This window comes from Rhizobium sp. B21/90 (genome assembly GCF_019355815.1).
In the GTDB taxonomy this organism is placed as follows: Bacteria; Pseudomonadota; Alphaproteobacteria; order Rhizobiales; family Rhizobiaceae; genus Rhizobium; species Rhizobium rhododendri.
This window is the reverse complement of sequence record NZ_CP072162.1, coordinates 744860-757500: the sequence shown is the minus strand read 5'-3', so window position 1 is coordinate 757500 and position 12641 is coordinate 744860. Positions and strand designations below refer to the sequence as shown.

Here is a 12641-nt window from a genome sequence, read left to right as displayed (position 1 = left end):
GACATCATCCCCGTGCGCCAGACGACCGCCATCGAGGCCGCCCTCACCGCTGCCGGCTATCCTCCCGCCGATGCGAGCACGGTCGCCGGCAGCATCGAGCCGCTCTACGGCGCACCGGTCGTCAATGCTGGGGACGTCTTGCGGATCGGCATCCTGCAGACCGGCGAGCGCGCCAAGATTATTCGCGCCAGCCTTTATCATGGCACCAAGCACGCGCTGACCGTCGCGCTCGACGACAGCGGCCGTTTCGTCGCCGGCAGCGAACCGCCGCTGCTCGACGCAATCGCCACGGCTTTCGACAACGACACGGCGCCTGTGGCCGCCGGGCGCGACCTGCCGCGCGTCTATGACGGGATCTATAGGGCAGGCCTTGCCTATGGGATGACCCGCGAGATGCTGTCGCAGATCATCAAGCTGCTGGCCAGCAATGTCGACTTCCAGGCGCAGCTGAAACCGACGGATATGCTCGAGGCCTTTTTCTCTGTCGTCAACGGCAAGGGCCAGGCGACTTCGGACTCGGAACTGCTCTACGTCAACGCCCGGTTCGGGGACACAGTGACCCGTTTCTATCGTTTCGAGGACCCAGACGACCATTCGATCGACTATTTCAACGAGGACGGCAAAAGTATCCGCCAGTTCCTGCTGCGCAACCCGGTGCCGACAGGCGTCTTCACCTCGGGCTTCGGCATGCGCCGCCATCCGATCCTCGGCTTTGCCCGCATGCACACCGGCGTCGACTGGGCCGGTCCGCGCGGCACGCCGATCATCGCCGCCGGCAACGGTATCGTCGAGAAGGCCGGCTGGGACTCTGGCGGCTTCGGCAACCAGACGCTGATCCGCCACGCCAACGGCTATGTATCCTCCTACAATCACCAGAGCGCCATCGCCAAGGGCGTCGTGCCCGGCGCAAAGGTGGTGCAGGGCCAGGTGATCGGTTTCATCGGCTCGACCGGCATGGCAACCGGCGCCCATCTGCATTACGAGCTGATCGTCAACGGCACCAAGGTCGATCCCCTGCGTATCCGCCTTCCCGGCGGCAAATCGCTGGACGGGACTGCGCTTGCAAAATTCGAGGACGAGCGCAAGCGCATCGACACCCTGCTGTCGGACGAAAAGGCCAAGCAGGTGGCAAGCCGCGGCTAGGTTGCCGGAGCGTCAGGCCGGCTCCTCGGCGCGATAGGCATGCGGAATGACGAAGACCTCGTCGGCACGACCATAACCGCCGTCCGGCACAGTCTCGATCAGCACCATGGTGTGCGGTCGCGCCGCTTCGCTGAGATAGGAGACAAGCAGGTCCGTGGTCCGATGGATCAGCTCTTCCTTCTGGGCTTTGGAGAGAGCGCCTTCGGGCAGCTTGAAATTGGCAAACGGCATTGGGAATTCCCTTGGATTGGAGACGGATTGGCGGCTGGCCTGGCCCGGTTGAGCCGAGACATGGCCAGCACGCATTTGCAATGTTCAGATCGCGCCGCCATTGGCGCGGATGACCTGGCCGTTGACCCAGCCGCTATCGGGGCCGGACAGGAACGAGACGAGGCCGGCGATGTCGTCGGGCTGGCCGAGCCGCCCGAGAGGGATCGTGCCGGCGATGGCCTTGACCAGCGCGTCGCTTTTGCCCGTCATGAAGAGATCGGTCTCGACTGGCCCAGGCGCCACGGCGTTGACGGTTATGCCCTTCGGTCCGAGCTCCTTGGCAAGAATGTGCGTCATTGCCTCGACCGCTGCCTTTGTGGCGGCATAGATTGCGTAGTTCGGCTGGTAGAGACCGACGACGCTCGACGAGAAGCTGATGATCCGGCCGCCTTCGCGCAGGCGCCGTGCCGCCTCGCGCATGCCGCGGAAAACGCCGCCGATATTGACGGAGACCATCCGCTCGAACGCGGGATCGTCTACGTCGGCAAGCGGGGACAGCGTCATGATGCCGGCATTGTTGACGAGGATGTCGACCTTGCCGAATTCTTGTTCGGCAGCATCGAACAGGGTGCTCATGCCATCCGCGGCGCCAATATCGGCGCCGACCGCGATTGCCCGGCCGCCGGCAGCAGCGATCGTGGCGACGACCTCGTCCGCAGCCTGCCGACCGCTGGCATAATTGACGACGACGGCGATACCATCGCGGGCCAGCCGCCGGGCGATGGCGGCGCCGATACCCTTGGAAGCACCGGTGATGATGGCGGTGCGGGAATGTTGATCTGTCATGTTGATCTCCTTCTGATGAGGAGACCAATACGCCGATGCCAGAATAGAACAATCACCGCTAATTTGACATCTCTATTCGGCTGTGATGAACAAGCTGAATGGATCGTCTGGATCGCCTGCAATTGTTCGTCCGCATTGTCGAGCGCCGCAGCTTCACCGCTGCGGCAGCCGATAGCGGTCTTGCACGCTCGACGGCGACCGAGGCGATCAAGCAACTGGAAGCCGATATCGGCGCCAGGCTGCTGGAGCGCACCACACGCCATGTGATGCCGACGCTGGACGGCGAGGCTTTTTACCACCGCTGCCTGTCTATCCTGTCGGATGTGGAGGCGGCGGAAAACGCCTTCCGTGACGATCGTCCGCGCGGCCTGTTGCGTATCGACGCCAATGCGCAGGTCACCCGCACCTTTCTTTTGCCGCACCTGCCGGCATTCCTGGAGCGCTACCCGCTGATCGACCTGCATCTGGGACAGGGAGACCGGCTGGTCGATCTGCTGCGCGACGGTGTCGATTGCGTCATTCGCGCCGGCGAACATTCCGACAGCGGCATGATCATGCGCCGGCTTGCCCTCGTCGAGGAGGTCACCTGCGCCAGCCCGGCCTATCTCGAGGCGCACGGGGTGCCGACCTCGCCGGACGGGCTGGACGGCCACGTGATGATCGGCTTCCTTTCGTCCCGGTCCGGCGAAGTCCTGCCGCTCGAATTTACCGTCGCTGGCAAGAGGCGCGATATCCTCCTGCCGACCCGGGTGACCACCAACAGTTCCGATACCATGCATGAACTTGCCCGCATGGGACTGGGCCTGGTGCAGGCGCCGCGCTATCGCTTCCGACAGGATTTCGAAGAGGGCATGCTTGTCGAGGTGCTGAAGGACTATCCGCCGAGCCCGACGCCCTATTTCGCGCTCTACCCGCAAAACCGGCAGCTGGCGCCACGGCTGCGCGTCTTCCTTGCCTGGGCGACAGCAATTTTTGCCGAAGCAAAGCTGTCACGGGAAAGCTGACTGACGCATCCAACGGCTCCTGTCGGACGAACGGCGGGCATTGCGTTGCTTTGAAGGACGGAGTTTGCAAGATTGGCGCCATGATCAGCCAGGGAAAACACATGAGCCGCTTCTGGAGCCCCATCGTCTCGACATTGACGCCCTATGTTGCCGGCGAACAATCGACGATCCCCGGTCTGGTCAAACTGAACGCCAACGAAAGCGCCTATGGGCCTTCGCCTGACGTGGCGGCGGCAATTGCCGCGCAGCTGGACGGTTCGCTGCGGCTCTATCCCGACCCGACATCCCGCCGCCTGCGCACCGCGATTGCCGATAGCTACGGTTTCGAGCCCGACCGGGTGTTTGTCGGCAACGGCTCCGACGAGGTGCTGGCGCATGTCTTCAAGGCGCTGTTGAAACACGATGCGCCGCTGCTCTTTCCGGATATCACCTATAGCTTCTACACCACCTATTGCCGGCTGTTCGACGTGCCCTATCGCGAAATTCCGCTCGATGAGGCCATGTCGGTGCGGATCGACGACTTCCGGCAAGCCTGCGGCGCGATCATCCTGCCCAACCCGAACGCACCCACCGGTACCGCCCTGCCGCTGGGCGAAATCGAGAGGCTGCTGCTCGAGCACCCCGATCAGGTGGTGGTAATCGACGAAGCCTATGTGGATTTCGGCGGCGACAGCGCGGTGCCGCTGGTCGAGCGCTATCCGAACCTGCTGGTCGTCCAGACCTTTTCGAAATCCCGCAGCCTCGCCGGCCTTCGCGTCGGCTTTGCCATCGGCCAGAGACCGCTGATCGATGCGCTGGAGCGGGTGCGCGACAGCTTCAACTCCTATCCGCTCGACAGGCTGGCGGAGGCAGGCGCCATCGCAGCCTGGGAAGGCCGGACATGGTTCGAAAAACACCGCAACATGATCGTCGCCAGTCGCGAGCGGCTGGCAGCGGCATTGCGTGCGCTTCACTTCGACGTGCTTCCATCCTCGGCCAACTTCCTGTTCGTCACGCATCCGGCGCGCACGGCCGGCGATCTTCTCGCCGAACTCAGGAAAAGATCCCTGCTCGTCCGGCATTTTGCAAAGCCCCGCATCGAAAACTATCTCCGCATCACGATCGGCACCGATGCCGAATGCGACCTTCTGGTGGATGCGCTCGACGAGATCCTGTCAGAACCGCCCGTCGATCGGTAGCGGCCGCCGTTGACGATCTCGGGATTTGTGCCTAGCTTGGGCGACATGAAAGCTGCGACATTTTTTCAGGTGGTGAGTGCGCGCATGGGCAGGATGGTATAGCCGTCCGGCGGAAGCACCCATGCGCGACGAACAGGCTCCCGACGGGGCCTTTTTTTATGCCTGAAAGCTGGCTGCGCCCCGTCGATCCCTTTCATCCCCACCGACAGGACCTAACGATGACAGCCGCATCACCGGACAATACGCTCAGACACCCGTCTGCATCTGATACTGCCAGCCAGACGCCCGTCACGCCCCCGCTGCTGCCGCTGATCTTGCTGACGGCTCTCTCGGTCGTGCCCGTGAACATGATCCTGCCATCGCTGCCGCACATCGCCGCAGAGTTTCACGCCAGTTCCGCCGTCGTCAGCCTTTCCGTTGCCGGCTATGCTGTTGTCACGGCTTTGATCGAGATTGTTTCTGGTGCAATCTCGGATCGATACGGACGGAGGCCCGTCGCCCTGACGGCCATCGTTGTCTTCATCTCGGCATCGATCGGTTGCGCCGTCTCCACGGATATCGTCGCCTTCATGATTTTCAGGGCTCTGCAGGCATCGATAGCCGCCTGCTTTTCGATAGCCCTCGTCATCATCAAGGAGACCTCGGGCGGACATGCGACAGCCAGCCGGTTTGGTTACCTCGCGATGGGATGGGCCCTTGCTCCGATGCTCGCACCCGTCGTCGGGGGTTCGCTGGATGCGGCCTTCGGATGGCGGGCGATCTTCATCACGCTGGCAACGGCCGGTACCGCCGTCCTCATCCTCAGCCTTGTGACGCTGCCAGAAACCGCTGACCGAGCCCGCAGGTCGCACAGTAGCGCGGGCGCCTATCTCCGGCTCATCCGTTCGTCCGCATTCTGGTGCTATGCGCTCTGCATGGCGGCATCCATGGGGACGCTCTACCTCTTTCTCGCAGGCGCCCCTGTTGCCCTCGGTCCCTTGCTTGGCGGCTCGACCGCGAAACTGGGCCTCTCCATGGGTATTGTCCCGGCCGGCTTTATGCTCGGCAGCTTGCTTGCTGGTCGTTACGCTTCGAGAATGTCGCTCGGCACCGTCCTCGTCACGGCGCGGACGCTGACCTGTACCGGCCTGCTGCTCGGTCTCGGCCATGCGCTCATGGACGCGGGCAACGCTTTTGCGCTTTTCGGGCCCTGCATGTTCATCGGCATCGGCAACGGGCTGACCATGCCCGCCGCCAACAGCGGCGTGCTTTCCGCCCATCCCGACCATGCCGGAACCGCGGCAGGATTGGCGGCCGCCCTCAGCATCGGCGGCGGTGCTCTGATTGTCTCGCTCGGCGGCCCGTTTATCGCAGGCGCCAGTGCCATCCCGCTGTTCTTTGCCGTCATGCTCGTCCCCGCAGGCATGGCCCTGCTGGCGGCAATCTGCGCCGCATTTCTCGGAGCGAGGGTAGAGTGAATAAAATGGAGAACAGAAGGGAGAATCACCGAATGCAAATCTTACGCCTCAGAGACAATCCAGCCTTCGCAGATACGGTTGCCGATCGCAGCTGGAACGCCTGGTGGACGGAGACGGGGGTCACTCTGGCGCAATATCGCGCCCACCTGGACCCGATGATCGAGAACGACGGCATTCCCTTTTGCCTCGTCGCCGAAGAGGGCGGCGTGTATATCGGCTCGGTGCTGGTGATAGAAAACGATCTGGATGCACGCCCGGACTATACCCCGTGGATCGCAGCCTTATGGGTCGAGCCGCACGCAAGAAAACGAGGAGCCGCCACTCGGCTGATCGCCGGAGCGCGTGTGCAAGCTGCGAAATGGGGGAAATATAACTGCTATCTCTGCGCAACGCCGGAGATGGACAGCTTTTACCTCGGGCAGGGCTTCGAGCAGATCGAGACGGATGTCTCGGGACTGAATATCTTCCGGATCTAGCTTACAGACCGGCCGGCGAGATCGCCTCGCGGCCGCATCTCGCCTCGGTGATCAAGCCGGTCGGCCCTTCGTGGGCTTTCGGGCTTGTTTGATCAGAACTCCTCCCAGCTTTCCTTGACGGCGGCATTGCCGGAGAAAGCCTTGGATACCTGGCCTGCAAGACGGCGGGCGGGCGACGGGACCGGCCGATGTGTCGGGGCCGCCGCCATGGCACGGGGCGCATGTCCGGACGTGCTGCCGAGCTGAAACTGTGAAATCAGTTCCCGCAACTTGCCGCTTTCGCTGGCAAGCGTCGCGCCCGCAGCACTCGTTTCCTCGACCATCGCGGCGTTCTGCTGGGTCACCTGGTCCATCTGGTTGACGGCGGTGTTCACCTCGCCCAGACCGACCGACTGTTCGCGCGCCGAAGTGGCGATCGAGTCCATGTGCTGGTTGACGGTAACAATATAGCCTTCGATCGTCCGCAGCGCGTTGCCGGTATCGCTCACAAGCTTGACGCCGCTCTGCACGTCGGTGCTCGAATTGCGGATCAGGTCCTTGATTTCCTTGGCAGCCTTGGCCGACCGCTGGGCGAGTTCGCGGACTTCCTGTGCGACGACGGCAAATCCCTTGCCTGCTTCTCCGGCACGTGCGGCTTCGACGCCGGCGTTCAGGGCAAGCAGGTTGGTCTGGAAGGCGATTTCATCGATAACGCCGATGATGTTCGAGATCTCGTTCGACGATTGCTCGATCTTCTGCATTGCCTCGACGGCATTCGCAACGACCTTGCCGGACTGGGCAGCGCTTTCGTTCGCCAGCATGGCAATCTGGCGGGCTTCTTCGGCACGCTTTGAGGAATTGCTGACATTGACGGTGATCTGGTCGAGGGCAGCGGCCGTTTCTTCCAGCGAAGCCGCCTGTTGCTCCGTGCGCTTCGACAGGTCGTCGGCGCTGACGCTGACTTCGCGACTGCCGGTATCGATCCCGCTTGTTGCCTGCGCCACAGCCCGCAAGGTTTCGGCAAGCTGCTGGACTGCGGCGTTGAAGTCTTCCCGCAGGCTTTCGAACTCGGGAGCGAACTTGCTGGCAAGCTGAAAGGTCAGGTCGCCGCTGGCGAGGTGTTTCAGGCCTTCGCCGAGCCCGGATGTCGCCTCGGCCATGGATTCAGCCTTGATGCGCTCGGCTTCACCGCTCTTGCGGCGTTCCTGTTCGGTAAGGCTGCGATTGGTATCGGCATCCTGTGCGAGCCGGATGCGCTCGATGGCATTCTCCTGGAAGACACCGACGGCAGCGGCCATCTGGCCGATTTCGTCCTTGCGGCCGATACCCGGAACGACCACGCCGGTTTCTCCGTTGGCAATCCGCGTCATCGTCGCATTGATGCCGGAAACCGGGCGAACCAGACCGAGGTTCAGGAGATACATGCCGATCACAGCGACGAACAGCATTGCTCCGCCGCCCACATAGATAGCCATTTGCGCCGTGGACGCTGCATTTTCCGAAAGCGACGCGCGCTTGACGAGGAGAGCCTGCTCGTCTGCCGCCATCTCCTTCACCTTGGCACGGATACCATCCATGGTTTGCTTGCCAGCGCCCGAAATCTCGATCTGGCGGGCCTGCTCATAGGTCGCGGGATCTTTCACCAGCAAGGTTTCCGGCTCGACCACCTTTTGCGTCCAGGTCTTCACCAATGTGTCGAGATCGTCGAGACGCCTTTGCTGGACAGGATTATCGGAAGTGAGAGCCCGGAGCTGAGCAAGATTGTCTGCATAGGCTGCGGCACCGGCCTTCTGGGGTTCCAGGAAGTTGGGGTTCGAGGAGATCACATAGCCGCGCATGCCGGTTTCCTGATCCACCATGGCAGCGACGACACCCTCGAGCCGGGCCAGAACCTTGTAGGTATGCTCGGTCCAGCCCGAGGCCTGCTGCTGTGTAGCAATCGAATTTCCGCTGATCGCACTGACGGCGACATTGATGGCCATCAGCACCACAAGGGTGACTGAGATTTTGTAGAGTATCTTGAGGTTGTTGAAGTACGTCAGCATCGGGTCGGTATCCTCTGGCGGTTTAGCGGCGTTTTCACGCGTTCGATTGTTGGTGAAAGTCGATCCATCCCCACAGGGATCGTCCGGCACGGCGTTTGAAACGATCTTCAGCCCCACCGCATTGCCGCCGAAGCACAGAAAATCCGCGTCCTTATTCCCGCGCGCACGGCAGTAGGCGGCGCTTGCAGAAGCGCGCAAATAAAAATCTGGATTTAGAAGAAGAAATCGGGTGCAGCGGAGACGATGTAGAGATGAAGGGGAGATTTATCCGATTACAAGGGATCATACCGCAAATCAGCTGCATGGCTCCCGGCAAGAGGCGACATCATGTCATCTCGACTGGCGTGCCCGGTAATTGCAGAAACTAGGAGGCATTGGTTAATTTACGCTAAATTCTAAGTTTAAAACAATTAACGGGCTATTTTTGTATTTGGGACTTGGCGATGACGCGCAGGGTGCGAAGAGGAATAGGCCAGGTAGAGCGCTCAGCACCCCCTTGCCTCCACCACCCAAAGACAAAAGCGCAAGCCTCGTGGCCAACTCGCTGCGCGCTTTTTCGCAGAACTTCAGCATGATCTTGACCCCGGACAACAGCGTGCGCAACGGCTTCAGCTGACCGCCGACGGAAATGCGAGCACTACGGCGCGGCTTGCCGGGGAATTTCAATCCACTACTTCCCTGCTTCAGACTACTGACGCGTGAGGATGGAGCCCCATGACAAGCTCTCGTAAGGATCTGTTTTTTGCCCTGGCGATGATCGTTGCCGGCACAGCAGCATTTTTCCTCTTTCTCTACCTCGCCGGCATCGATCCCGATGAACAATCACTCGGGGTGATGGAATGGGTCATAGGCGGCATCCTCATCGGACCCGGATTTGGTTGTCTGCTCAGGTGGAGTAGCAAGCGGGGTAAGATGAAGGACCGTTAGACCCAAATCCGCTCGATCACTGTGGAAAGCGGCTGAGGTGCTCGTGGACGATCTTCCATTGCGCGTAGTCTTTTCTCAAGATGGTAGTGCCGCGTCCGTCGCCTTCATATATTTTCCCATCAATCTCGGCCCTCCAACGGAAACGGTATATGCAGCTTGCAGCATTATCGGTGACCGCAATCCAGTCAACGTCCTCAAGCCAGTACGTCTCGTTTTGAAGCTTGCGCCACGTTTCTTGGAACGCAGCCCTTATTGCGTCAATTCCGCAGTGGGTACCGTCGGTAAACCAGAAGACCGCGTCCGCCGATATGAGCGGGGCGACTTCATCGAAGCGCCGCAGGTTAACTTTCGTTTCATAGAGTTTCATGAGTTCCTGGGGCTGCATTCGACGCTCTTTTCGTATCGGCTGGCATTCCTAAGTTTGTGGCCGCATGGTGTATCTTGCCATGGCACATTCATCCAGAACAAGCCGGTCGGAAATTTTGCATCTGCCCGAAAAGGATGGACTTCAGCCACCGGATTTCTTCGCGTGGAAGCAAGGGGAACGGGCCGATCCTTTGAAGCTTTAGCTGAACGGCTATCTGAACAGGGCGCCTATCCACCTCAAAATAAAGGGCCGGCGTTGCCGCCAGCCCCATCTCCTTTTGCACCGCAAACCCTTAGGCAGCCTGTGGCACGGTCTCGCGTGGGCGGAACAGGAGGCGGTCGCTGCCGCTGGTGACCTTGACCAGCGAGTTGTCCGGCACCTGTCCCGACAGGATCTGCTCGGCGAGCGGATCCTGGACGTATTTCTGGATCGCCCGTTTCAGCGGCCGCGCCCCGTAAACCGGGTCGTAGCCCTTGTCGGCCAGCCAGCTCCGTGCATCGTCGTCGAGTTCCAGCGTGATCTTGCGCTCGGAAAGCAGCGTGATCAGCCGCTTCAGCTGGATGTCGACGATTGCTCCCATTTCGCTCCGCTTCAGACGGTGGAACAGGATGATCTCGTCGATCCGGTTGAGGAATTCCGGCCGGAAATGGCTGCGGACCTCGCCCATGACCAGTTCGCGCACCGCCTCGCTGTCATCGTTCTCGCCGAGCTTGGTCAAATAGTCGGAGCCAAGGTTCGACGTCATGATGATCATCGTGTTGCGGAAATCGACCGTCCGGCCCTGCCCGTCCGTCAGGCGTCCGTCGTCCAGCACCTGCAGCAGCACGTTGAAGACGTCGGGATGGGCCTTCTCGATCTCGTCGAACAGCACGACCTGATAAGGACGGCGACGGACGGCTTCGGTGAGCGACCCGCCTTCATCGTAGCCGACATAGCCGGGAGGTGCACCGATCAGTCGGGAAACGGAGTGTTTCTCCATGTATTCCGACATATCCATGCGCACCATGGCGCTGTCGTCGTCGAACAGGAAGCGGGCCAGCGCCTTTGTCAGCTCCGTCTTGCCGACGCCGGTCGGCCCGAGGAAGATGAACGAGCCAAGCGGCCGGTTCGGATCCTGCAGACCGGCGCGGGCACGGCGCACCGCACGCGAAACGGCTTGCACCGCATCGCCCTGCCCGACCACCGATTTCGCCAGCTCGTCTTCCATGCGGAGGAGCTTGTCCTTGTCGCCTTCGAGCATCTTTTCGGTTGGGATACCGGTCCAGCGCGAGACGATATGGGCGATGTTGTCGGCGGTCACCACCTCCTGGACCATCGCATTCTGCGTGTGATCCTGGGCTTCGGCCTCCGTCAGGTCTTTTTCAAGACCGGGTATGACGCCATAGGCAAGCTCGCCGGCGCGCTGGAATTCACCTTTGCGCTGGGCAATCGCCAGTTCGTTGCGGGCCTCATCGAGCTGCTTCTTGAGGTCCGCGGCAAGGCCGAGCTTGGACTTTTCCGCCTGCCAGCGGGCCGTCAGCGCATCGGCCTGCTCCTCGAGGTTGGTGAGCTCCGTTTCGAGCCGCACCAGCCGGTCGGCCGAGGCCACGTCGGTTTCCTTCTTCAGCGCCTCGCGCTCGATCTTCAGCTGGATGACGCGACGATCGAGTTCGTCGAGTTCCTCCGGCTTAGAATCCACCTGCATGCGCAGCCGCGCTGCCGCCTCGTCCATCAGGTCGATGGCCTTGTCGGGCAGGAAGCGGTCGGTGATGTAGCGGTTCGATAGGGTGGCTGCCGCCACCAGGGCCGCGTCGGCAATGCGCACCTTGTGATGCTGCTCGTATTTCTCCTTGAGCCCGCGCAGGATCGAGATCGTATCCTCGACCGTCGGCTCGCTGACCATGACCGGCTGGAAACGACGGGCCAGCGCCGGGTCCTTCTCGACATGCTTGCGGTATTCGTCGAGCGTCGTGGCACCGACGCAATGCAGCTCTCCGCGCGCCAGCGCCGGCTTCAGGAGGTTGGAGGCGTCCATCGCCCCGTCGCCCTTGCCGGCACCGACCAGCGTGTGCATCTCGTCGATGAACAGGATGATCTCGCCGTTTTCCGACTGAACTTCGTTGAGCACGGCTTTCAGCCGCTCCTCGAATTCGCCCCGGAACTTCGCCCCGGCAATCAGCGCGCCCATGTCGAGCGCCATCAGCTTCTTTTCCTTCAGCGATTCCGGCACGTCGCCGTTGACGATGCGCAGCGCAAGGCCTTCGACGATCGCCGTCTTGCCGACGCCGGGCTCGCCGATCAGCACCGGATTGTTCTTGGTGCGGCGCGACAGCACCTGGATCGTACGACGGATTTCGTCGTCACGGCCGATGACGGGATCGAGACGGCCTTCGCGCGCCTCGGCAGTCAGGTCGCGCGCATATTTCTTGAGCGCCTCGTAGCCGTTCTCGGCGTTGGAGGAGTCGGCGGTACGACCCTTGCGGATCTCGTCGATAGCCTTGTTGAGACCGATGGGCGTGACCCCGGCATTCTTCAGCGTCGTCGATGTCGAGGCGCTCGATTCCATCGCCAGCGCCTGCAGCAGACGCTCGACGGTAACAAAACTGTCGCCTGCCTTCTTGGCAAGATCTTCGGCAGTCGTGAAAACCTTGGCCAGTGGCTGCGCCAGATAGACCTGACCATTGCCACCCGAAACTTTCGGAATTTTCGCCAGGGCCGCATCGTTGGCAAGCTTGGCCGCCTTGGGATCGCCGCCCGCACGCTGGATCAGCGAGGCAGCCATGCCCTGGTCGTCGTCGAGAAGAACCTTGAGCACATGCTCGGCGGTGAACTGCTGGTGATCCTGACCGAGTGCGTTGGTCTGGGCAGACTGCAGAAAGCCGCGCAGCCGTTCAGAGTATTTTTCGATATCCATCTTAGAACCTCCATGGATCGCCCTGCCCGCTTTTCGGCACAGAACGAGAGTGAGAGAAGACCCCCTGAAAAGGCAGATCCCGGTGCCGCATCCGTCAGGGACAGTGCCGCAGCCGA

At 61.5% G+C, this 12641-nt stretch carries 12 protein-coding genes (1 of these 12 cut by a window edge); 6 read left to right on the top strand and 6 right to left on the bottom strand.

All coding sequences use genetic code 11. The features are described 5' to 3' along the window. On the top strand, positions 1 to 1143 hold the 3' portion of the coding sequence (locus J5278_RS03625) for a M23 family metallopeptidase (protein WP_209185031.1). 807 nt of this gene lie to the left of the window's left edge; the window shows 1143 of its 1950 coding nt (coding positions 808-1950); its start codon lies off the left edge, out of view; its stop codon occupies positions 1141 to 1143. 12 nt (positions 1144 to 1155) lie between these two features. Here the strand turns inward: J5278_RS03625 and J5278_RS03620 are convergent, their stop codons facing one another. Together J5278_RS03620 and J5278_RS03615 are read right to left on the bottom strand one after the other, a co-directional pair. Continuing rightward, entirely contained in the window at positions 1156 to 1374 is a 219-nt protein-coding gene (locus J5278_RS03620; protein WP_209185032.1) for a 4-oxalocrotonate tautomerase family protein, read from the bottom strand. Between the two features lie 84 nt (positions 1375 to 1458). Continuing rightward, the gene (locus J5278_RS03615; RefSeq protein WP_209185033.1) at positions 1459 to 2199 is read right to left on the bottom strand and encodes an SDR family oxidoreductase; all 741 of its coding nucleotides are present in this window, start codon (positions 2197 to 2199) and stop codon (positions 1459 to 1461) included. Positions 2200 to 2297: 98 nt separating this feature from the next. Between J5278_RS03615 and J5278_RS03610 the strand changes: the two genes are divergently transcribed. The 4 genes from J5278_RS03610 to J5278_RS03595 all read left to right on the top strand — a co-directional run bounded on the left by J5278_RS03610 (position 2298) and on the right by J5278_RS03595 (position 6314). Continuing rightward, a complete protein-coding gene (locus J5278_RS03610; RefSeq protein WP_209185034.1) occupies positions 2298 to 3203 on the top strand; it encodes a LysR family transcriptional regulator in 906 nt (301 codons plus the stop codon). A gap of 101 nt (positions 3204 to 3304) precedes the next feature. Then, positions 3305 to 4381, top strand: a complete 1077-nt coding sequence (gene hisC / locus J5278_RS03605; RefSeq protein WP_209185035.1) for a histidinol-phosphate transaminase — start codon at positions 3305 to 3307, stop codon at positions 4379 to 4381. A gap of 218 nt (positions 4382 to 4599) precedes the next feature. Further along, a complete protein-coding gene (locus J5278_RS03600; RefSeq protein ID WP_209185036.1) occupies positions 4600 to 5838 on the top strand; it encodes an MFS transporter in 1239 nt (412 codons plus the stop codon). 32 nt (positions 5839 to 5870) lie between these two features. Further along, on the top strand, positions 5871 to 6314 hold the full coding sequence (locus J5278_RS03595; RefSeq protein ID WP_209185037.1) for a GNAT family N-acetyltransferase: 444 nt from the start codon (positions 5871 to 5873) through the stop codon (positions 6312 to 6314). Between the two features lie 92 nt (positions 6315 to 6406). Here J5278_RS03595 and J5278_RS03590 read toward each other — a convergent pair whose 3' ends face one another. Continuing rightward, positions 6407 to 8338 carry a methyl-accepting chemotaxis protein gene (locus J5278_RS03590; protein ID WP_209185119.1) on the bottom strand — a complete coding sequence of 644 codons (1932 nt, stop codon included), beginning with the start codon at positions 8336 to 8338 and terminating at the stop codon, positions 6407 to 6409. A gap of 378 nt (positions 8339 to 8716) precedes the next feature. Continuing rightward, a complete protein-coding gene (locus J5278_RS03585; RefSeq protein ID WP_209185038.1) occupies positions 8717 to 9004 on the bottom strand; it encodes a hypothetical protein in 288 nt (95 codons plus the stop codon). A 48-nt stretch (positions 9005 to 9052) separates the two neighbouring features. Here J5278_RS03585 and J5278_RS03580 point away from each other — a divergent pair, with 48 nt between their 5' ends. Next, complete coding sequence (locus J5278_RS03580) at positions 9053 to 9265, top strand: hypothetical protein (RefSeq protein ID WP_209185124.1); 213 nt, start codon at positions 9053 to 9055, stop codon at positions 9263 to 9265. Between the two features lie 16 nt (positions 9266 to 9281). Here the strand turns inward: J5278_RS03580 and J5278_RS03575 are convergent, their stop codons facing one another. Both J5278_RS03575 and clpB read right to left on the bottom strand, forming a co-directional pair. Next, positions 9282 to 9650: a nuclear transport factor 2 family protein gene (locus J5278_RS03575; protein ID WP_209185039.1), complete on the bottom strand. Its 369-nt coding sequence runs from the start codon at positions 9648 to 9650 to the stop codon at positions 9282 to 9284. Positions 9651 to 9924: 274 nt separating this feature from the next. Beyond that, complete coding sequence (gene clpB, locus J5278_RS03570) at positions 9925 to 12525, bottom strand: ATP-dependent chaperone ClpB (protein ID WP_209185040.1); 2601 nt, start codon at positions 12523 to 12525, stop codon at positions 9925 to 9927. Between the last annotated feature and the right edge of the window lie 116 nt (positions 12526 to 12641).